The 20102-nt window shown below is 72.0% G+C and carries 21 protein-coding genes; 8 read left to right on the forward strand and 13 right to left on the reverse strand.

What is annotated here, in order from left to right:
• Window positions 1-90: 90 nt before the first annotated feature.
• A complete protein-coding gene (locus tag ACIPTO_RS15430; protein ID WP_401192009.1) occupies window positions 91-450 on the reverse strand; it encodes an arsenate reductase family protein in 360 nt (119 codons plus the stop codon).
• A gap of 163 nt (window positions 451-613) precedes the next feature.
• Between ACIPTO_RS15430 and ACIPTO_RS15435 the strand changes: the two genes are divergently transcribed.
• The gene (locus ACIPTO_RS15435) at window positions 614-928 is read left to right on the forward strand and encodes a hypothetical protein (RefSeq protein ID WP_266767926.1); all 315 of its coding nucleotides are present in this window, start codon (window positions 614-616) and stop codon (window positions 926-928) included.
• 83 nt (window positions 929-1011) lie between these two features.
• Here the strand turns inward: ACIPTO_RS15435 and ACIPTO_RS15440 are convergent, their stop codons facing one another.
• The gene (locus ACIPTO_RS15440) at window positions 1012-2196 is read right to left on the reverse strand and encodes a winged helix DNA-binding domain-containing protein (protein ID WP_401192011.1); all 1185 of its coding nucleotides are present in this window, start codon (window positions 2194-2196) and stop codon (window positions 1012-1014) included.
• A gap of 153 nt (window positions 2197-2349) precedes the next feature.
• Here ACIPTO_RS15440 and ACIPTO_RS15445 point away from each other — a divergent pair, with 153 nt between their 5' ends.
• The gene (locus ACIPTO_RS15445; RefSeq protein WP_401192014.1) at window positions 2350-3690 is read left to right on the forward strand and encodes a DUF2252 domain-containing protein; all 1341 of its coding nucleotides are present in this window, start codon (window positions 2350-2352) and stop codon (window positions 3688-3690) included.
• A gap of 245 nt (window positions 3691-3935) precedes the next feature.
• Window positions 3936-4259 carry a hypothetical protein gene (locus tag ACIPTO_RS15450; RefSeq protein WP_366314361.1) on the forward strand — a complete coding sequence of 108 codons (324 nt, stop codon included), beginning with the start codon at window positions 3936-3938 and terminating at the stop codon, window positions 4257-4259.
• 18 nt (window positions 4260-4277) lie between these two features.
• Here ACIPTO_RS15450 and ACIPTO_RS15455 read toward each other — a convergent pair whose 3' ends face one another.
• The 4 genes from ACIPTO_RS15455 to glnA form a co-directional block, all read right to left on the reverse strand.
• Window positions 4278-4907, reverse strand: coding sequence for a hypothetical protein (locus ACIPTO_RS15455; protein ID WP_401192016.1), 630 nt, complete (start codon window positions 4905-4907; stop codon window positions 4278-4280).
• Window positions 4908-4909: 2 nt separating this feature from the next.
• Window positions 4910-5833 carry a zinc metalloprotease HtpX gene (gene htpX, locus ACIPTO_RS15460; protein ID WP_366314365.1) on the reverse strand — a complete coding sequence of 308 codons (924 nt, stop codon included), beginning with the start codon at window positions 5831-5833 and terminating at the stop codon, window positions 4910-4912.
• 175 nt (window positions 5834-6008) lie between these two features.
• A complete protein-coding gene (locus ACIPTO_RS15465) occupies window positions 6009-6266 on the reverse strand; it encodes a hypothetical protein (protein WP_401192019.1) in 258 nt (85 codons plus the stop codon).
• A 109-nt stretch (window positions 6267-6375) separates the two neighbouring features.
• The gene (gene glnA, locus ACIPTO_RS15470; protein ID WP_366314369.1) at window positions 6376-7785 is read right to left on the reverse strand and encodes a type I glutamate--ammonia ligase; all 1410 of its coding nucleotides are present in this window, start codon (window positions 7783-7785) and stop codon (window positions 6376-6378) included.
• Window positions 7786-7982: 197 nt separating this feature from the next.
• Between glnA and ACIPTO_RS15475 the strand changes: the two genes are divergently transcribed.
• From ACIPTO_RS15475 to ACIPTO_RS15485, 3 genes are all read left to right on the forward strand, one after another.
• The gene (locus ACIPTO_RS15475; protein ID WP_401192022.1) at window positions 7983-8453 is read left to right on the forward strand and encodes an RDD family protein; all 471 of its coding nucleotides are present in this window, start codon (window positions 7983-7985) and stop codon (window positions 8451-8453) included.
• A 136-nt stretch (window positions 8454-8589) separates the two neighbouring features.
• The gene (locus tag ACIPTO_RS15480) at window positions 8590-9765 is read left to right on the forward strand and encodes an acyl-CoA dehydrogenase family protein (RefSeq protein WP_401192025.1); all 1176 of its coding nucleotides are present in this window, start codon (window positions 8590-8592) and stop codon (window positions 9763-9765) included.
• Between the two features lie 166 nt (window positions 9766-9931).
• Window positions 9932-10438 (forward strand): flavin reductase family protein, encoded by a 507-nt coding sequence (locus ACIPTO_RS15485; RefSeq protein ID WP_366314375.1) that lies wholly within the window; start codon window positions 9932-9934, stop codon window positions 10436-10438.
• Window positions 10439-10529: 91 nt separating this feature from the next.
• Here ACIPTO_RS15485 and ACIPTO_RS15490 read toward each other — a convergent pair whose 3' ends face one another.
• The 4 genes from ACIPTO_RS15490 to lipB all read right to left on the reverse strand — a co-directional run bounded on the left by ACIPTO_RS15490 (window position 10530) and on the right by lipB (window position 13837).
• A complete protein-coding gene (locus tag ACIPTO_RS15490) occupies window positions 10530-11234 on the reverse strand; it encodes a DUF4191 domain-containing protein (RefSeq protein WP_366314377.1) in 705 nt (234 codons plus the stop codon).
• Window positions 11235-11331: 97 nt separating this feature from the next.
• The gene (locus ACIPTO_RS15495; RefSeq protein ID WP_366314379.1) at window positions 11332-11532 is read right to left on the reverse strand and encodes a hypothetical protein; all 201 of its coding nucleotides are present in this window, start codon (window positions 11530-11532) and stop codon (window positions 11332-11334) included.
• 262 nt (window positions 11533-11794) lie between these two features.
• Window positions 11795-12760, reverse strand: a complete 966-nt coding sequence (lipA, locus tag ACIPTO_RS15500; protein ID WP_366314381.1) for a lipoyl synthase — start codon at window positions 12758-12760, stop codon at window positions 11795-11797.
• Window positions 12761-13003: 243 nt separating this feature from the next.
• The gene (gene lipB, locus ACIPTO_RS15505) at window positions 13004-13837 is read right to left on the reverse strand and encodes a lipoyl(octanoyl) transferase LipB (RefSeq protein ID WP_366314383.1); all 834 of its coding nucleotides are present in this window, start codon (window positions 13835-13837) and stop codon (window positions 13004-13006) included.
• A gap of 283 nt (window positions 13838-14120) precedes the next feature.
• Between lipB and ACIPTO_RS15510 the strand changes: the two genes are divergently transcribed.
• A complete protein-coding gene (locus tag ACIPTO_RS15510) occupies window positions 14121-15560 on the forward strand; it encodes a regulator (protein WP_366314385.1) in 1440 nt (479 codons plus the stop codon).
• A 95-nt stretch (window positions 15561-15655) separates the two neighbouring features.
• Here the strand turns inward: ACIPTO_RS15510 and ACIPTO_RS15515 are convergent, their stop codons facing one another.
• Together ACIPTO_RS15515 and ACIPTO_RS15520 are read right to left on the reverse strand one after the other, a co-directional pair.
• A complete protein-coding gene (locus tag ACIPTO_RS15515; RefSeq protein WP_401192031.1) occupies window positions 15656-17179 on the reverse strand; it encodes an NAD(P)/FAD-dependent oxidoreductase in 1524 nt (507 codons plus the stop codon).
• Between the two features lie 212 nt (window positions 17180-17391).
• Window positions 17392-18288, reverse strand: coding sequence for a TIGR01777 family oxidoreductase (locus ACIPTO_RS15520; RefSeq protein ID WP_366314388.1), 897 nt, complete (start codon window positions 18286-18288; stop codon window positions 17392-17394).
• Between the two features lie 73 nt (window positions 18289-18361).
• On the opposite strand from ACIPTO_RS15520, the gene ACIPTO_RS15525 reads away from it, so the two are divergent.
• Entirely contained in the window at window positions 18362-18850 is a 489-nt protein-coding gene (locus ACIPTO_RS15525) for a GNAT family N-acetyltransferase (RefSeq protein WP_366314390.1), read from the forward strand.
• 4 nt (window positions 18851-18854) lie between these two features.
• Here ACIPTO_RS15525 and ACIPTO_RS15530 read toward each other — a convergent pair whose 3' ends face one another.
• Window positions 18855-20039: a MarP family serine protease gene (locus ACIPTO_RS15530; protein WP_366314392.1), complete on the reverse strand. Its 1185-nt coding sequence runs from the start codon at window positions 20037-20039 to the stop codon at window positions 18855-18857.
• Window positions 20040-20102: the final 63 nt, after the last annotated feature.

Raw genomic sequence — 20102 nt, forward strand, 5'->3', positions numbered from 1 at the left:
GGGATACCGAACGAGGTAACTCACCCGACACACAAGTCACTGAAGTGACGTACGCCACAAGAGAGTTGTTGATCAGTGGACGCAGCCCCGCTACCGGGCCAGCGCGTCCCGTACGGCCTCGTCACTGCGGGCGACCACCGCCGTGCCGTCGTCCGCCGTGATGATCGGGCGCTGGATCAGCTTCGGGTGCGCGGCGAGCGCGGCCACCCACCGGTCCCGTGAACGCGCGTCCCGCGCCCACTCCTTGAGGCCCAGCTCCCGCGCCGCGGCCTCCTGCGTGCGCGTGATGTCCCAGGGTTCGAGGCCGAGCCGCTCCAGGACGGCCCGGATCTCCTCCTCGCTCGGCACGTCCTCCAGATAGCGGCGGACGGTGTACTCCGCCCCCTCGGCGTCGAGCAGGCTCACGGCGCTGCGGCACTTGGAACAGGCCGGGTTGATCCAGATCTCCATGCCCCTCACGGTACGCCGGAACCCGTCTTCCACCTGCGTCACAACACCCTCAAAGGCCTTGTGGCCAGGGGCGATTGTCAGTGCCGGGCAGTAGAATGGAAGAAGTGTTCGAGGGTGCCGCCGGGGGGTCCGGCGGTGCCCTGATCGCGACAGGAGGATGCCCGTGCCCGCTGCCGCACTGAAGCAGAAGCCACTGCCCACCCAGTCCACCGCGAAGCGCTCCGTCCAGCTCGATCTGCCGTACGTGCCCGTGGAGAAGCGCCCGTTGCCGCCGGGGCGTCCGCGGGAGTGGTACGTCACGCACAACCGGCGTCTCAAGGCGATGCGGCTGGCCATCGCCCTGCTCGACTCCGGGGTGTTCGTCCCCAACCAGGCGCGGAACGAGACGATCCGCAGCACCGCCGAGCTGATCGGTGTCCATGCGCCGTCGGACACGACGTGTCACATGGTGCGGGCGCTGATGCGGTACTCGCGCTGACCGTGGCGCCGGGTGCCCTGTGCTGTCGGGTGCCCGGCGTCATTGCTCGCGTCTCCAGGAGCTGCGCCAGCGGCCGACTCCCCTCACGCCGACAACTCCCGTTCCACCGGCGTCCGGAACCGCGGTGTCACCCGGGTCTCGCCGACCCACCCCCGCAGCCGTTCCGCCGCCGCCCCGATCGCGGCCTCCGCCTCACGGCCGATGTCTTCGAGGCCGAGGAGGCGCCAGGTGATCTCGCCGTCGGGGCGCTGGGCCCAGCCCCCCACCACCCGGCCGTTCCACCACACGGTCGGGCCCACGTTGCCGCTCCGGTCGAACAGCGCGGGGCGCAGCTCCGGGGCGAGATACCAGTCCCGGTGCTGCCATCCCATCGCCGTCGGGTCGAGTGCCGGGAGGAGGGCGGCCCAGGGTTCGGCCGGGTCGGTCACCGGGGCGAGATCGCCGGCGGTGACGTAGCCGGTGCCCTCGTCCAGGGTCACCGGTTCCGCGCCGATGGCCGCCAGCGCCCGGCGGACGTCCGTCACGCGCCAGCCCGTCCACCACTTGAGGTCGGCCTCCGTGGCGGGGCCGCAGGTCGTGAGCCAGCGGCCGAGGAGGGTGGCCTGGGCCTCGGCGGTGTCCAGTTCGGGGTGCGCGGGGGCCACGGCCCAGCGGAACTGGCTCGACGTCCAGCCGCCCAGCGGGCGCCCCCGCACCACCTTGCCCTCCACACCCAGCACCCTGAGCAGACGCGACGAGACGGTGTGCACGCCCTCGTAGGGCTTCCCGGCCGCGTAGGCGAACTGCTCCTTCAACCTCGGCTCGTCCAGGGCGAGTTCGGACGCCGTCGCCTGTCCGCGCCGGGCCAGAGCGGACAGGGTCGCCTCCTCGACGGCCTTCAGCCAGGTCGCGTCCGGCGCCCCCGCCTTCGCCATGTCCTTGACCAGGTTGGCCCGTTCCCGCGCGGCGACGGCGAGCCCGGTGGACGCGTGGACCACGGCGGTCAGCTCGGCCGGGTACACGAACACCGTGTGCCGCATGCCGTGCGCGCGGATCAGGGTGCGGTCCTCGTACAGGGCGCGGGTGGTCTCCGTGACCGTGGCGGAGGCGTCGGCGAGACGGGCGCCCACGGCGAGGTGGACCGTCGCGGGGTCGCTGCCGTGCAGAGCGACGAGGGAGGCGGCGACCTCCTCGGGCGTGGTGGCGTGCGCACCGGGGGCGAGGCGGTGGCGGAGGGCGAGGCGGGCCCGGCGTTCGGGGGCGGGGATGTGACGGGGGGTGGGACTCATCTCGACCTCGCCTCGACGACGTTCACGTGTCGACCGACAGTAAACGTTCACCCGATCGACGTCCCCGGAATGCACCCCCACGCCGGCCCGGTTTCACTGCGAAGCAACAGGCGGTGCCCTCCCGGAAGGCGGCGGCATGCAGAGACTCGGCACATGACCAGCCCGGCCGACCGGGCGGAGCGGGGTCGTGCCGCGCGCAAACGCGTTTCCCGCTCGGCCCACGCGGGCTGGATCCCCGCCGTGGACCGCCCGGACCCCGTCGCCGTACTCGAACGGCAGGGCCGGGACAGACTCCCGGAACTCCTCCCGATCCGGTACGGCCGCATGGCCGCCTCCCCGTTCGCGTTCCTGCGCGGCTCGGCCGCCGTGATGGCCGCCGACCTGGCGTCCCAGCCGCACACCGGCCTCACCGTCCAGCTCTGCGGCGACGCCCACCTCCTCAACTTCGGGCTGTACGCCTCCCCGGAACGCACCCTGCTCTTCGACCTGAACGACTTCGACGAGACGTTCCCGGGCCCGTTCGAGTGGGACGTCAAGCGCCTCGCCGCGAGCGTCGCGGTCGCCGCCCGCGAGAACGGCCACAGCGACACGAAGGCCCACCGCGCCGCACGGGAGGCGACGGCCGCGTACCGTACGGCTCTGCGCGAGCTGGCCCGCAAGGGCGAACTGGCCGTCTGGTACGAGCGGATCGACGCCGACAGCTTGCTGCCGCTGGTGCGCTCGGCCCGCCACCGGCGCCGGGTGGAGTCCACCCTCACCAGGGCCCGCCGCCGTACCAGCCTGCACGCCGTGGGCAAGCTGACCGAGACCGTCGACGGCCGCCGCCGGATCGTCCACGACCCGCCCCTCCTCGAACCGGCCGGCGCCGCCGACATGGCCTCCCTGCGCAAGATCTTCAGCGACTACCGCTCCACGCTCTCCGAGGAACGCCGCCTCCTCCTGGACCGCTACCGCTTCGTCGACGCGGCCCGCAAGGTCGTCGGCGTCGGCAGTGTGGGCACCCGCTGCTTCATCGTGCTGCTGGCCGGCCGCGACCAGGACGACCCGCTGTTCCTGCAGATCAAGGAGGCGCGGAAGTCCGTACTCGAAGAGCATCTGCCGAACGGCCCCTACGTCCACCCGGGCCACCGGGTCGTGGCGGGCCAGCGCCTCCTCCAGGCGGCCAGCGACATCTTCCTCGGCTGGATGACGGGCCCGCAGGGCCGGGCCTTCTACTGGCGCCAGCTGCGCGACATGAAGGGCTCCGCGGACGTCGTCGGCATGGGCCCGGCGGCGCTCACGGCGTACGCCCGCCTCTGCGGCACCGCCCTGGCCCGCGCCCACGCCCGCTCCGGCGACCGCGTCGCCATCGCCGCGTACCTGGGCGGCACGGACACCTTCGAACGCGCGGTGGCCGACTTCGCCCTGGCCTACGCCGCCCAGACCACCGCGGACCACGCGGCCCTCGACGCGGCCGTGACGGCAGGCGTGGTCACGGCGGCACCGGGCATCTGACGGCACCGGGCATCTGACGGCCCCGCGCGGAAAAGAAGATGCACACCGAGTGACCGGCTCCCTACGCTGGAGACGCATTGCGGAGCAGGTCACCACTGCTTCACGCAGGACCGGCGTCACCCTGCGGAGTCGGCGCTAGTCTCTGACGCACCCAACCCACCGACGGTCGGCCGCCCACCCCAGCGCCCTGTCGGGACGCAGTTCACACCGCTCGGACACCACACCCACGCCCACGGAGGCCCGTCATGGGCACCATCGTCATCTCCGGGACCGTCGTCCTGGTCGTTCTGGGATTCGGGAACCACGTCTGGTGGCTCGCCGCCGTCGCCGTGCTCTTCCTCTACGTCCAGTACGGCAGGGACTCGGAGTCGTCCACCTCGTCGTCCTCGTCGTCCTCGCCGAACGCGTCCGCGTCGTCCTCGTCGGGCGGCGGTTCCTCCTCGGGAAGCAGCCCGTCGAGCTACCGCGCCTACCGCGACCGCCGTGACAGGCAGGCCAAGTGGGAGCGCCGCTACCAGCGCGAACGTCCCCTGGAGTCGCGCCGTCAGGCGCGTGAGAAGAGCAGGTAGGAGACCGGGGCCCGCCCGTCACAACCCGGGCGCGCCCCACACCGGGAACCACCGGCTCAGGTCCTGCTCGATCCGCAGGTCGTTGCCGAGCATCGACCTGACCTGGAGTTCCAGTGCGCTGTCGCGCCGCTGACCGTCACCGGCCAGCGGCGCGAACGGGAAGAAGGTGCCGCGCTTGTACAGATAGACCAGCGCCAGCCGCCGGCCGCCGCCGGCCCCTCGGACCTCTGCGGCCTCTCCGGCCTCTCCGGATTCTCCATCCTCGAACCCGGCCAGCGAGCACAGGAGTTGGGGCCCGAAGCCGTTGACCTCCATCGCGCTGTTCACCGCGTGCAGATCGTTGACCAGGGCCGACAGCTGATCCGGCGCGCGCCGCGACACCAGCCACGAGTAGCCGTAGGCATCCTGGGTCAACTCCACCGGCGGGCCCGTGCGTTCGGCGTCCGCGTCCAGCAGCGCCTGCACCTCGCGGTGCGTCTGCTCGAACGCCCCGCCCTCCACCGTCGCGAAGCACACTGCACCGCGCCCGGTCGCCCGGAACCCGGCCGCCGCCTCCAGCGTCACCGCCGCCGAGGGCAGCGCGAACAGCTGGTCGAGATCGGGGGCGACCGGTTTCGTACGGCCGAGCAGGATGTCCAGCAGCCCCATCCTTAGTCCGCCTTCCCGATGCCGGGCACCGCCGCCTCACCCAACTCGGCGGAGATCCGCCCCAGTTGGTCGAGCCGCTGCTCCAGGCTCGGGTGGGTCGAGAAGAACCGGGAGATGCCGGGCTCGGTGCCGGTCGCCGGGCTGAAGTAGAAGGCGTTGAATGCCTGCGCGGTCCGCAGGTCCTTCGTCGGGATCCGGGCGATGTCGCCGTCGACCTTGGTGAGCGCGGAGGCGAGTGCCGAGGGCTTGCCGGTGAGCAGCGCCGCGGCCCGGTCAGCCGCCAGCTCCCGGTACCGGGACAGCGCCCTGATCAGCAGGAAGCTGATCGCGTAGACGGCCGCCGAGATCCCCATGATCCCCGCGAACACGGCCAGCGTGTTCTGGTCCTTGCGCCCCCGGAAGATCTGCGAGTAGAACGCGAACCGGACCATCAGCCCGGCCAGCACCCCGAGGAACGACGCCACCGTGATCACCGCGACGTCCTTGTGTGCCACGTGCGACAGCTCGTGCGCGAGCACACCCTCCAGCTCGGCGGGCTCCAGCCGCCGCAGCAGTCCGGTGGTCACGCAGACGACGGCGTGATCGGCGTTCCGCCCGGTGGCGAAGGCGTTCGGCATGTCGATGTCCGACACGGCGACGACGGGCTTCGGCATGTCGGCCACGGCACACAGCCGGTCGATCACACCGTGCAGCTCGGGAAACTCCTCCCGCTCCACGATCCGCCCGTGCATCGCGTACAGCGCGATCCGGTCGGAGAACCAGTACTGCGCGACGAGCAGCCCGCCCGCCAGCACCACGACCAGCACCCAGGACTTCAGCAACACGATCAGCGCGGCCACGAACGCCACGTACAACAGCCCGAGCAGGAACAGCGTCAGACCCATACGCATGGTCAACCGCCGGTCGCTCCGGAAGCGGCTCTGCATCTGCCATCACCCCGCAGTCAGGCACTCGTCCCACCGCCCAGTGTGCACCCGCCCTTTCCCATGAAGCGGTCCCGATCGGGCCTAGGCGGGGCAAAGGCTCCTCGGGGCGGGTGAGAATCGGATGAGGGCGAGGCGGCAGGTCAGCCCGGCGGCCCGGCCTCCCGCCGCCGCTCCGCTACGGCGCGCGGAAGTTGACGTATCCCAGCAGCACGATCACCGCGGCCACGCTCCCCAGCACGACCGCCGTCGACAGCCACGAGGACCGCCGGGGCCCCGACCCCTCGGGCTCGCCGCGGAACGGCACGGCCTCCGGCGGGTTCTCCTTCCACCGGGCCGCCAGCATCCGGGCCCGCGCGGAAGGCTCCTTGTACTCGGCCCCGTCCGCCCACGCGAGGTCGAACTCCCGCTCCTCGTCGCCCTGCTCCTGTCCCATCCCCGTCACCCCTCCCCAATCCCGATCCCGACTTCAGTCCGTGCACGACGGTGCCCCCGCCTCTCCGAAGAGAGACGGGGGCACCCGACGATCGGTTCGACCGGTCCGGTCACACGTCGAAGTACAGCTCGAACTCGTGCGGGTGCGGACGCAGCTGGAGCGGAGCGATCTCGTTCGTGCGCTTGTAGTCGATCCACGTCTCGATCAGGTCGGACGTGAAGACGTCGCCGGCGAGGAGGAACTCGTGGTCGGCCTCAAGACGGTCGAGGACGGCCGGGAGGGAGGTCGGGACCTGGGCGACGCCCGCGTGCTCCTCGGGGGCCAGCTCGTAGAGGTCCTTGTCGATCGGCTCGGCCGGCTCGATCTTGTTCTTCACGCCGTCCAGGCCCGCCATCAGCAGCGCCGAGAAGGCGAGGTACGGGTTGCCGGAGGAGTCGGGCGCGCGGAACTCGACGCGCTTGGCCTTCGGGTTGGAGCCCGTGATCGGGATGCGCATCGCGGCGGAGCGGTTGCGCTGCGAGTACACCAGGTTGACCGGCGCCTCGAAGCCCGGCACCAGGCGGTGGTACGAGTTCACCGTCGGGTTGGTGAACGCGAGCAGCGACGGGGCGTGCTTGAGGATGCCGCCGATGTAGTAGCGGGCGGTGTCCGACAGGCCCGCGTAGCCGGCCTCGTCGTAGAAGAGGGGCTGGCCGCCGGCCCACAGGGACTGGTGGACGTGCATGCCGGAACCGTTGTCACCGAAGATCGGCTTCGGCATGAAGGTCGCGGTCTTGCCGTTGCGCCAGGCCACGTTCTTCACGATGTACTTGAAGAGCTGGAGGTCGTCGGCCGCGGCGAGCAGCGTGTTGAACTTGTAGTTGATCTCGGCCTGGCCGGCGGTGCCCACCTCGTGGTGCTGGCGCTCGACCTGGAGGCCGGACGCCTCCAGCTCCAGGGAGATCTCCGCGCGCAGGTCGGCGAAGTGGTCGACCGGCGGGGTGGGGAAGTAGCCGCCCTTGTAGCGGACCTTGTAACCGCGGTTGTCCTCGACCGCACCGGTGTTCCAGGCGCCTGCCTCGGAGTCGATGTGGTAGAAGGACTCGTTCGACTTGGTCTCGAAGCGGACGCTGTCGAACACGTAGAACTCGGCCTCGGGACCGAAGTACGCGGTGTCGGCGATGCCGGTGGAGGCGAGGTACGCCTCGGCCTTCTTCGCCACGTTCCGCGGGTCGCGGGAGTACTGCTCGCCCGTGATCGGGTCGTGGATGAAGAAGTTGATGTTGACCGTCTTGTCGCGGCGGAAGGGGTCCACGCGCGCGGTCGACAGGTCGGCGCGGAGCGCCATGTCGGACTCGTGGATGGCCTGGAAGCCACGGATCGAGGAGCCGTCGAAGGCGAGTTCCTCGTCCGGGTCGAAGGCCGCGGCCGGCAGTGTGAAGTGCTGCATCACACCCGGCAGATCGCAGAATCGGACGTCGACGAACTTGACGTCCTCGTCCGCGATGAATTTCTTGGCCTCGTCGGCGTTCTGGAACATCCACTCCTCCTACTCCCGACCGTCCGTGCCGGGGTGGTAGTTCGTTCGTGCGGCCAGTGCGGTGGCACACGCTGGACCCGACCTTAGGGACGGGGGATTTCTCTGGCGTGACCCATTTGTTTCGCCCAAGTTAACCGGTCCCGGCCCCTCGGGCCCCTCCTGTCCGCATGGCAGTACGAGGGCAGTACCGTGGACGGGTGGACAACAGGGATGCAATCGGCTCATGGCTCTCCGGGCCCCGCGAGGCCGCGGAGCGAGCAGGCGTCGACTTCGGTTACCGCGGCGAGCAGCTCGGTCTGCCCGAGCAGGGCCCCGGTTCGATCGCCCGTCCCGGCCGCCGCCTCGGCGCCCTCGCCGTCGACTGGGCACTGTGCCTGCTGATCGCATACGGCCTGGTCACCCACGGCTACAAGCCGGGAGCGACGGGCAACTGGGCCCTCCTCGTCTTCTTCGTCCTGAGCGTCCTCACGGTCGGCACGATCGGCTTCACCCCGGGCAAGCGCCTCTTCGGCCTCCGCGTCCTCGCCCTCGACACCGGCCGCCCCCACCTCCTGCGCACCCTGCTCCGCACCGCCCTCCTGTGCATCGCGATCCCGGCCCTGGTCTGGGACCGGGACGGCCGGGGGCTGCACGACCGGCTGGCGCGCACGGTCGAGGTGCGTATCTGACGGCGGTCCTGTCGTACGACTGCCGTGCCGGGCGGGTGACGGTGGGCCGCGCTCGGCCCGGGGTCCGGGAACCGGCGGGCCGCGGCCGGGACACTGGCGCCGTTCCCGACGGAAGTGGTGCGCAGTGGAGAGCAGGATGCCGGCAGTCGACACGTCGACGATCGTGACCCGGGCGCCGATGGTCGCCGAGATCGCGGCGCGGTGCGCGGAGGAGGCGGAGACCGCGCGGCGTCTCTCGCCGGAGGTGGTCGAGGCGGTACGGGAGGCGGGGTTCGCCCGGCACTTCGTCCCCTCGGCGCACGGCGGCGAGGCCGGCGGTTTCGCCGAGGTGACCTCGGCGGTCGGCCTGGTGGGGGAGGGCTGCACCTCGGCGGCCTGGGCGGCGTCGCTGGCCGCCTACGCCGGGCGGTACGGGGCGTTCCTGCCCGAGGAGGGGCAGGCGGAGATCTGGGCGGACGGGCCGGACGCGCTGCTGGCCGGGGCGCTCATGCCGTCCGGCAAGGCGGAGCCGGTGGCCGGGGGCTGGCTGCTGAGCGGTGAGTGGAAGTACATCAGCGGGGTGCACTTCGCGGACTGGGCGCTCGCCTGCGCGGCCGTGCCCGCCGAGGGACCGGTGGATGCCGACGCCCGGCCCGAGGTGCGGTTCTTCGCCGTGCCGCGGGCCGACTTCACCATCGAGGACAGCTGGTTCACCGTGGGGATGCGCGGCACCGGCAGCGACACCCTCCTGCTGACCGACGCCTTCGTGCCCGAGCACCGGACGCTGTCCCGGTCGGCGGTGCACGCGGGCCGGGCGCCCGCCTCGGACGCGCGCTGCCACCTCGTCCCGATGCACGCCGTGAACGCCCTGCCGTTCGCCGCCCCGCTGGTCGGCGCGGCCCGGGGCGCGCTGCGGACCTGGATCGCGCGGACCGGGCCGCGCGTCGACCGCCGGGGACAGGCCGTGGCCGAGAAGCCCGCGACGCAGGTCTCCCTGGCCCGCTCGGCGGCCGAGGTGGACGCCGCCGAACTCCTGATCCTGCGTACGGCGGCCGTCGCCGACGGCACCGAGCGCCCATCGGAGGGCGAGGCCGCGGTGCGGGGCGCCCGGGACCTCGCGCTCGCGGTGGAACTGCTGGTGTCCGCCGTCGACCGGGTCTTCCGCGCGGGCGGCACGTCCGGCCAGTCCTCGGCCGACCCCGTGCAGCGCTTCTGGCGCGATGTGAACAGCGCCGCCTCGCATGTGGCCCTCTCCTTCGAGACCACGGGCGCGGCCTACGGCGCTTGGGCGCTGTCCGGCGCGGAAGGGGAGCGGGCGGCGGCCGTGCGCTGAGGCGGCCGTCCCCTTGTCCCGTTCCTGTTCCCGGTTGCCGGTCGGGGGCGCGGGCCGCATAGTCGATCTGAACCCGGGTGACGATTTCGATCACCGTCGGTGAGCCGTGTCCGTGGCCGCCGAACCCGCGAAGGCCTCTTCGGAGGCCCGACAGGTGGTGCCCGTCATGACGGAGCGTCAGGATGTACTGGAAGCCCGACCCGCGGTGGAACCAGGGGACTTCCGGGCGGCGATGGCCCGCTTCCCCTCCGGTGTCGTGGTCGTGACCACGTGCTGCGAGGACGGAACTCCCCGGGGTTTCACGGCCAGTTCCTTCTGCTCGGTGTCGCTGGAGCCGCCGATGGTCCTGGTCTGCCTGGCCAACTCCGCTGATTCGGCACCGTCGTTCGAGCGCTGCGACCGCTTCGCCGTGAGCGTGCTGGCCCCGGACCACCGCCCGCTCGCCGTGCGCTTCGCGACCAAGGGCGGCGACAAGTTCGCCGCCGGCGGCCTGGGCCTGAGCCCGGCCGGCCTGCCGACGGTCGAGCGCGCGCTGTCCGAACTCGACTGCACCGCCCACGCACGACACCCGGCCGGGGACCATACGGTCCTGATCGGCCGGGTGACGGGTGTACGCCTCGGGGAGGGCTCCCCGATGGTGTACTACGACCGGGATTTCCGGACGCTGGCCTGACGGGGGCGGGTGAGCGCCTCAGGACGACGGCGAGGGGCGACCGGATCGGATCCGGTCGCCCCTCGCCGTGGAAGTGGGGAGGTGGAGGCTGTCAGCGGGCCTTGCCGCCGCCCTTGGGGAGCTTCATGCCCTTCGGCATCGGGCCCTTGGGGAGGGGCATGTTGCTCATCAGGTCGCCCATGGCGCGGAGGCGGTCGTTGGTCGCCGTCACCTGCGGGCCCGTCAGGACGCGCGGGAACTTCAGCATCGTCGTGCGGACCTTCTTGAGCGGGATCTGGCCCTCGCCCGTGCCGACCATCACGTCGTGCACCGGGACGTCCGCGACGATGCGGGCCATCTTCTTCTTCTCGGCCGCGAGGAGGGACTTCACCCGGTTCGGGTTGCCCTCGGCGACCAGGACGATGCCGGCCTTGCCGACCGCGCGGTGCACCACGTCCTGGCTGCGGTTCATCGCCACCGCCGGAGTGGTCGTCCAGCCTCGGCCGATGTTGTCCAGTACCGCGGCGGCCGCGCCCGGCTGGCCCTCCATCTGCCCGAAGGCGGCCCGCTCGGCCCGGCGTCCGAAGACGATCGCCGACGCGAGGAAGGCGAGCAGGAGACCGAGAATGCCCAGATAGATGGGGTGCCCGAGCAAGAAGCCGATCGCGAGGAAGACACCGAAGGTGACGATTCCGACAGCCGCGAGTACAAGGCCGATCGTCTTGTCGGCCTTGCGGGTCATCTTGTAGGTCAGAGCGATCTGCTTGAGTCGCCCGGGGTTCGCAGCGTTGTCCGCTGTCGTGTCCTTCCTCGCCATGCCAAGAGTCTACGTGGCTCCCGGAGCGCCGACGACGGCGGTGCCCGAAGGACGGTGAAACAGGAGTGGGAATCAGGAGCGGGAATCAGGAGCGGGATCAGGAGTGGGAGGTGAGGGCCTGGTCGATGACGAGCTGTGCCTCGACCCGGTCCTTGGCACGCCGGCGGTCCTCCAGGACGGAGGTCCACGCGTTGCGGCGGGCGGTCCGCTGGCCGCTGCTCAGCAGCAGGGACTCGACCGCGCGGAGTGCGTCGGTGAAGGACGGGATGGCGGTGGCGCGAACGGGCGCGGCCTGCATGGTGGAGGTCCCCCCTCGGAACGGCTCTGGGTAAGGGTCTACGTGCGGTAAGTCGAGTGTCACTGTTTGGTGTTACCAGGGCGTGACCGACCGGTCAAACACCAATGAAGCCTTGATGCGGAGGGCCCGAACGCTGACGCGGCCCTGATGGGCGCCCTCAGCTGCGAGGACGGTCAGGGCCGCGCCGACGATGCCTATTACCCGCGAGTAGCCGCTTGTGCGCGAATTCACACGGTCTGGGGCCGACCGGGATCGGCCGGGATCAGACCGCCTGCGAGGCCACGTACGCGCCCCGCTTCTCGATCGCCATCTGGTACAGCCGTCCCGCGCGGTACGACGAGCGCACGAGCGGGCCCGACATGACCCCGGAGAAGCCGATCTGGTCGGCCTCCTCCTTGAGCTCGACGAACTCGTGCGGCTTCACCCAGCGCTCCACGGGGTGGTGCCGCACCGACGGCCGCAGGTACTGCGTGATGGTCACCAGCTCGCAGCCCGCGTCGTGCAGCTGGCGCAGCGCCTCGCTGACCTCCTCGCGGGTCTCGCCCATGCCGAGGATCAGGTTCGACTTCGTGACCAGGCCGTGGTCGCGGGCCTGGGTGATGACCTTCAGCGAGCGGTCGTAGCGGAAGCCGGGGCGGATGCGCTTGAAGATGCGGGGGACCGTCTCGACGTTGTGCGCGAAGACCTCGGGGCGGGAGGAGAAGACCTCGGCGAGCTGCTCCGGGACCGCGTTGAAGTCGGGGGCGAGGAGCTCGACCTTGGTGTGGCCGGTCTCGCGGGACGACGTCTGCTCGTGGATCTGGCGGACCGTCTCCGCGTACAGCCAGGCGCCGCCGTCCTCCAGGTCGTCGCGGGCGACGCCGGTGATCGTGGCGTAGTTCAGGTCCATCGTGACGACGGACTCGCCGACCCGGCGCGGTTCGTCGCGGTCCAGGGCCTCGGGCTTGCCGGTGTCGATCTGGCAGAAGTCGCAGCGCCGGGTGCACTGGTCGCCGCCGATGAGGAAGGTCGCCTCGCGGTCCTCCCAGCACTCGTAGATGTTGGGGCAGCCGGCTTCCTGGCAGACCGTGTGCAGGCCCTCGCTCTTCACGAGCGCCTGCATCTTCGTGTACTCGGGACCCATTTTCGCCCGGGTCTTGATCCACTCGGGCTTGCGCTCGATGGGGGTCTGGGCGTTCCGGACCTCCAGGCGCAGCATCTTGCGTCCGTCGGGTGCGACTGCGGACACGATGGGCTCCCTAGCGATTGATTCCTCGGCGTGACCCAGGGTACGCCCGTTGATTTGGTGGTTCCGAGTTGGTGCTGACCTCCAGGGGCTGCCGCCCCCGGACCCCCGCGTCGGCCCCGGAAGGGCCTCGTCCTCGAACGCCGGACAGGCTTTTTCGCGCGGGCCCTCCTCCGAAGCAACGCCGGAGGGCCTGATTTATGCCCGCGCCCTGGCGGAAAGCCGGAGGCGCCGGCGCGGGCCGGCCTACGCTCCCGCCTTCGTCGCAACGCCGGCCGGGGCGGCGGCGTCCCGCTTCTCGATCTCCCGCGGCTTCAGGTCCGCGTTCTCCAGCACGTCCTTCAGATGCCGCTCGACCACCGGCAGCACCTCGGCGATCGTCACGTCCCGGCCCAGTTCGGCGGCGAGCGACGCGACCCCCGCGTCACGGATCCCGCACGGGATGATGCGGTCGAACCAGCGGTTGTCCGGGTTCACGTTGAGGGCGAAGCCGTGCATCGTGACGCCCTTGGCGACGCGGATGCCGATCGCGGCGATCTTGCGGTCCTCGCGGCGCTGGCCGGCGTTCGACGGCGCGTACTCCGGGCCGTTCATCCGCGGGTCGAACTCCTCGTCGTGCAGACGGGGGTCGAAGTCGAGGGAGAGTCCACCGATCGACGGGCGCTGCTCGACCGGGTCGCCCAGCACCCACACCCCGCTGCGGCCCTCGACCCGGCTGGTCTCGACGCCGAACTCCGCGCACACCCGGATCAGCGCCTCCTCCAGGCGTCGTACGTGGGCGACGACGTCCACCGGGCGGGGCAGCTGCTGGATCGGGTAGCCGACGAGCTGGCCGGGGCCGTGCCAGGTGATCTTGCCGCCGCGGTCGACGTCGATCACCGGGGTGCCGTCGAGCGGGCGCTCGTTGTCCTGGGTGCGGCGGCCGGCCGTGTAGACCGGCGGGTGCTCCAGGAGCAGCACGGTGTCGGGGACCTCGTCCGCGAAGCGGGCCGCGTGCACCCGGCGCTGCTCGTCCCACGCCTCCTGGTACTCGACGGCCTCCGCGCCGAAGCCCAACCGGACGAACCGCAACTCACCCACGGCAAGCGCCTCCTCAGCAGCACCTACGAGTCGTAAGGCACGAAACATGCCTACGCCACTGTACGACCGGCCGCTGACGGCCCACCGGGCGGCCGGGGCCGTCAGCCCTGCAACCAATCCTCACACGATCGGATGAATGCACGTCGGAATGTGCGACGTGATGCTTACGCTCCGCTACATTCGCGCCGTTCACGAGGCCAAAAGGGCTGCTCACAGGCAATCCGGGCAGGCAGTGGCCGCATCGGCCTCTGTGAGGCCCGAAAGGCAGGAGACCGCACCGCAGATGACGGAACGACCCGCGCAGCGCACGCCCAACCGCCAGCTCGCCGCGCTCATCGCAGAAGCGGGGTTCTCCAACGCAGGTCTCGCCCGTCGCGTGGACCAGCTCGGTCTGGAGCACGGACTCGATCTCAGATACGACAAGACATCCGTCACCCGGTGGCTGCGCGGCCAGCAGCCCCGAGGCACCACGCCCGCCCTCATCGCCGAGGTCTTCACCCGACGGCTCGGCCGCCGGCTCACCGCCCAGGATCTCGGGCTCGACGCGTGCGCGCCGGTGTACGCCGGGCTCGAGTTCGCCGCGACCCCCGAGGAGGCCGTCGACATCGTCAGCGGGCTGTGGCGCAAGGACTCCGGCAGCCACGCCGAACTGCGGAAGATCGCCTTCACCCCGGCCGGGCTCGTGGTGCCCAGCCGGGACTGGCTGATCGGCCGCGCCGACGACCGGGTCGGCCGCGCCGACGCCACGAACCGGGTGCCCCCGCAGGGCCGCCCCGTCGTCCCCCGCCAGCGCGGCCAGGGCGCCGAGCGCGGGCCGGGACAGAAGGTCACCGGCGGCGACATCTCCGCCCTCCGCTCGGTCGGCGAACTCTTCCGCACCCTCGACAACGCCTACGGCGGCGGCCACGCCCGTCAGGCCCTCGTGCGCTACCTGGAGCACGAGACCGAGCCGATGCTGCGCGGCACCTACGGCGAGCAGACCGGCCGGCGCCTGTTCGCGGCGGCGGCCGACCTCACCCGGCTCGCGGGCTGGACGTCGTACGACATCGCGGCGCACGGGCTCGCGCAGCGGTACTTCGTGCAGGCGCTGCGGCTCTCCCAGGCCGCGGGGGACCGGGCCTACGGCTCGTACGTGCTCATGACCATGAGCCGGCAGGCCGTCTACCTCGGGCACGGGCGCGAGGCCGTGCAGCTCGCGCGGGTGGCGCAGCAGGGGGTGGGGACCAGTGCGCCGCCCGTCGTGCAGTCGCTGCTGCATTCCGTGGAGGCGCGGGCGCACGGGGTGCTGGGGGAGGTGCGGGCCTGCACGTCGGCGCTCGTGCGGGCCGAACGCGCTCTGGAGACGGCGCGGACCGGGGACGAGGTGCCGTACTGGGCGCGGTTCTTCGACGAGGCGCAGCTCGCCGACGAGTTCGGGCACGCGCACCGGGATCTGCAGCAGTTCCGGGCGGCGGCGCAGCACGCGGAGCGGTCGTTGCAGTTGCGGGCGCCCGCGTTCGCCCGGAGCCGGCTGTTCTGCCGGGTCGTCCTCGCCTCCGCCCGGCTCGGGCTCGGTGAGCTCGATCAGGCCTGTGTCCTGGGGGCGGAGGCGGCGGGGCAGGCCGCGGAGATGCGGTCGGTGCGGGCGATCGAGTACGTGCGGGACTTCGAGCGGCGGCTGGAGCCGTACAAGGACGCGGCGCCGGTACGGGGGTATCGCGACAAGGTCGCCGCGTACGGGTGAGCGCGGGGCGTGGTGGGGCGTAGTGGTGGCTGGTGGTGCGTGGGGACTGCGCGGCGCCGTCGTGGCCGGTCGCGCAGTTCCCCGCGCCCTCGGTCTCAGGCGGCCCGTGCCGTCGGGAGGGGGTCCGCCCGGTGCATCGGCGTCGCCGCGCCCAGGTCCTTCAGGATCGCCGTCGACGCCCGGTGCCCCGAATGCAGCGCACCCTGGACCGTGCTCGTGTCGCGGTGGTCGCCGCAGACGTAGAGGCCGGCCAGCAGGCGTACGGGGCGCCGTAGATCGTGCGGTGGGCGCATGACCGGCACGGCGGCGGGGGTGTGGTGGACGGCGAGGGTCTCCCAGCGGGCGGTCGAGGTGCCGTAGAGGCGGGACAGATGGGTGCGTACGGCGGTCTCGACGTCCGGTGGGGGAGGGCCGAGGACGGTCGAGGAGACGAGGGCGCGGCCCGCGGGCGCGCGGCTCGGGTCGACCTCGCTGACGATCGCCGTGTGCGCGACCGGGCCGCCTCGGTCGGAGTCCAGGAGGAGGGCGGCGCCGGTCGCGGGCGGGTCGTCGGTCGTGTGGTGGACCACCGTCACCGGGTGGAAGTCCGGTACGCGCAGGCCGGGGAGGAGTTCGGCCGCCGCGCGCGCGTCCGTCGCGACGAGCACCGCCCGGCACCGGATCTCGCCGTGCTCGGCCGTGGTCACCGACGTCGTCGCCACGGCCGTCGCACGCACCCCGGTGTGCACGGTGCCCGGCGGCAGCGCGGCGGCGAGCACCTCGGGCAGCATCTCCGCGCCGCCCTCCGGCAGGCACAGCCGGCCGCCCGCGAAGGCGCGCAGCGCGAGGTCGGCGCAGCGGCTAGAGGTGGTCAGCTCCGGGTCGCAGAGCAGCGCGGCGAGCAGCGGACGCAGGAAGCCGTCGATGGTGCGGGCCGGTACGCCACGGGCGGCGAGTGCCTGCCCCGCGGCCGACTCGGGGCGGGCGAGGAGGCGTTCGACGGGAGTGGTCGCCAGCCGGGTCAGCGCGGTGCCGAGCCGGGCCTGGTCGACGGGGCCGCCGAGCGGGGCGCCGGACCGGGGCCTGGGTACGGCGGTGGCCCGGGTGTCGGCCGCGCGCTCCTTGAGCGTGGGGCCACCCCAGGAGGAGTCCGGGCGGGCCCTGAGGGTGGGTGCGCTCCGGTCCCTGAGCGTGCGACCGCCCCACGGCGAACTCGCTCGGCCCCGTGTTGCCGGGCCGCCCCACAGGGGTTCCCTCCGTACCGTGCCCTGCCTGGGGGCGCTCGCCAGGGCGCGCACCGCGTGGAGTGCGCCCCATGCGCTCCCTCCGGGCGCCGGAGTGCCCGCGTGGTGATGGCGGCCGTCGCTGTGCAGGAGCACGCCCGGGGCGAAGGGGCGCAGCAGCAGGGCGTCGAGGCCCGGGGTCAGGCGCAGTTCGGGGTACGAGGTGGACAGGAACTGTCCGATCCGGTCGAGCCGGAACCCGTCGACCTTCTCGGTCGACATACGGCCCCCCACGTAAGGGGCGGCCTCCAGGACTACGGTCGTTACTCCTGCGCTGATCAGCCGATGAGCCGCGGCGAGTCCGGCGACCCCGGCTCCCACGACGACGACGTCCGCCTGGTACGCGGGCTCAAGCACGTGCCCCTCCTCAGGGTTGCGCGGCCGGTGAAGGCGTCATGCCCCCAACAGCCTCCAGGGATACCCGAGTTCGGGTCGAGGTTAGGGCCACGCTCGGTCAAGGGAAGTCGCGCATCGACAGGGCACGGTCGCACAACGGTCGCATACGGTCGCCGTGTGTCATCACGTGAAGGGTTGTGGGACTGAGGTGTTCAGAGGGCGTACCCCACCCCTCACACCGCCGCCCGAATCGCCCCCTCGATCTCCGGGAACGCGAAGGTGAACCCCGACTCCAGCAACCGCTTCGGCAGCACCCGTTGGCTGCCCAGCACCTCGGCGGACATCTCGCCGAGCGCGATCTTCAGGGCGGGGGCAGGCACCGTGAAGAGGGACGGGCGGCGCAGTACCCGGCCCATGGCCGCGGAGATCTCACGGTTCGTCAGAGGGTTCGGGGCGGTCAGGTTGAAGGGGCCGGACAGGCCCTCCGTGTCGATGAGATGGCGGATCGCGGCCACCTCGTCGTGCAGGGCGATGAACGACCAGTACTGCCGGCCGTCCCCGAAGTGGCCGCCGAGGCCCGCCTTGTAGAGAGGGAACAGCTTGGCCCAGGCGCCGCCCTCGCGGGCCACGACCAGACCGGTCCGTGCGAACGCGGTACGGATGCCCGCCTCCCGCACGGGTGCCGTCGCCTCCTCCCACTCCACGCACAGCGAGGGCAGGAAGCCGTCACCCGGAGGCGCGTCCTCGTCCACGGCGCGGTCGCCCGTCTCGCCGTAGAAGCCGATCGCGCTGCCGTTCACCCACACGCGCGGCGGCCGGTCCAGCGCGGCGACGGCCTCCGCGAGGGCCGCCGTGCCGAGGACGCGGCTGTCGCGGACCTGCTTCTTGTACGCGTCCGACCAGCGGCGGTCGCCGATCCCCGCACCGGCGAGGTTGACCACCGCGTCACAGCCGTCGAGCCCGGCCGCGTCGACGTACTGCCCCTCGGGGTCCCAGCACACCTCCGCCGCGCTCCGGGCGGTGCGCCGCACCAGGCGCACCACCTCGTGGCCGTCGGCGGTCAGGGACCGCACCAGTGCGCTGCCGATGAGACCGGAGGCGCCGGTCACCGCGATTCGCGAGCGTTCCATGCTGCCCATCCTGCCCCGTTGATCCGTAAAACCCCCATGAGGGCCACGGCGCGCCCGCCGTACCCTGGCCCACATGTCCGAGCCGAACATACGTACAGCCCTGCCCGACGACGACGAGGAACTGGGCGCACTGGACCGCGCCACCTGGTCCCACCTGCACGCGGTCATGCCCCGCCCGCAGCCGCCGTACCGCCCCTTCTTCGACGAGCGGCACGCGCCCGGTGACCATCTCGTCGCCGAACTCGACCGCCGCATCGTCGGGTACATCCGGCTCGCCTTCGCCACCGAGCTGGCCTGCAACGCGCACGTCCGGCAGATCCAGGGCCTCGCCGTCGCCGACGAGGCGCGCGGGCACGGGGTCGGCCGCGCGCTGGTCCGGGCCGCCGTCGAGGAGGCCAGGCGCCGCGGCGCCCGCCGCCTCACCCTGCGCGTCCTCGGCCACAACACCCCCGCCCGCACGCTCTACGAGGCGGAGGGCTTCGCCGTGGAAGGCGTACTGCCCGAGGAGTTCCTGCTCGACGGGCGGTACGTCGACGACGTCTTCATGGGCCGCGCCCTCTGAGCCGCTACGAGGTGACCAGGTCGCCCGTGTCCACCCGGGCCGTCGCGGTCGCCGCCCGTTTCGCGTCCCCGGAGACCTCGTCCGCCGTGAGCACGTACCCCGTCTCGTTGTCCGAGGTGGAGCGCGCGAAGACCACGCCGTAGACCTTGCCGTCGGTCGTCAGGAGGGGGCCGCCGGAGTTGCCCGGGCGGACGGTGGAGCGGATCGAGTAGATCTCGCGGGTGACCGTCCCGTTGTTGTAGATGTTCTGGCCCGTCGCGTTCACCCGGTTGGCGACCGTCGCCGCCTGGAGGTTCAGGTCGCCGTCCTGCGGATAGCCCGCGACCACGGCCGAGTCACCGCGCGCCGCGCTGTCGTCGAAGCGCAGCACGGGCGCGGACAGCCCCGGCACGTACAGCACGGCCACGTCCTTCTGCGGATCGAAGAGGACGACCCGCGCCTCGTACGACCGCCCGACCCCGCCGACACGGACGGTCGGGTTGTCGATGCCGGCCACCACGTGCGCGTTCGTCATCACGTGCCGTGCCGCGTACACGAAGCCGCTGCCCTCACGGCCCTGGGTGCCCGAGGAGCCCTCGATCTTGACCGTGCTCAGCTTGGCCGCGTCCGTCGCGGCGGCCGTGACGGAGTCGCCGGTGGGCTTGGCGACCTTCGCCGTCGACTCGTTCTCGAACGGGTTGAAGACCTGCGGGAAGCCCGCCTCGGTGAGCGCGGAGGTGGCCCGCGAGAACCACGTCGGCGTGGTGTCCGGCATCAGCTCCTGCACGCTGCCCAGCAGCTTCGAGTCCTGGATCGCCGTCGTCACCGTCGCCGACGAGGACGCGCCCAGCACGCTCGCCGCCACCCACGCGACGAGCATCACCGCCACCGAGTTCGCCGCGGCCCCGCCGATGCCGTCGGCCACCCGCAGCGGGCCCTGGTCCAGCTCCTTGCGCAGCTTCAGCGCGAGCCGCCCCGCCAGCTCGTGCCCGACCACCGCCGGCGTCAGGACGGTGAGCACGGCCGTCACCGTCGCCGCCGTCGTCCCCGGTGTCACCAGGTCCATCAGCCACGGCAGCACCCACACGCCGACGACCGCGCCGCCCACGAACCCGGCGAGCGACACACATCCGGCGACGAGGCCGCGCCGGTACCCCGACGCCGCGTAGGCGAGGATCACCAGCAACAACAGCAGGTCGAGCAGGTCCACGGAGCCGCCTTTCTCTCGGAACCCTTAGTACGCGAGGAACGGGCCCACTGATCAGTCCCGCAC

It is taken from the genome of Streptomyces sp. NPDC090083 (genome assembly GCF_044747445.1).
In the GTDB taxonomy this organism is placed as follows: domain Bacteria; phylum Actinomycetota; class Actinomycetes; order Streptomycetales; family Streptomycetaceae; genus Streptomyces.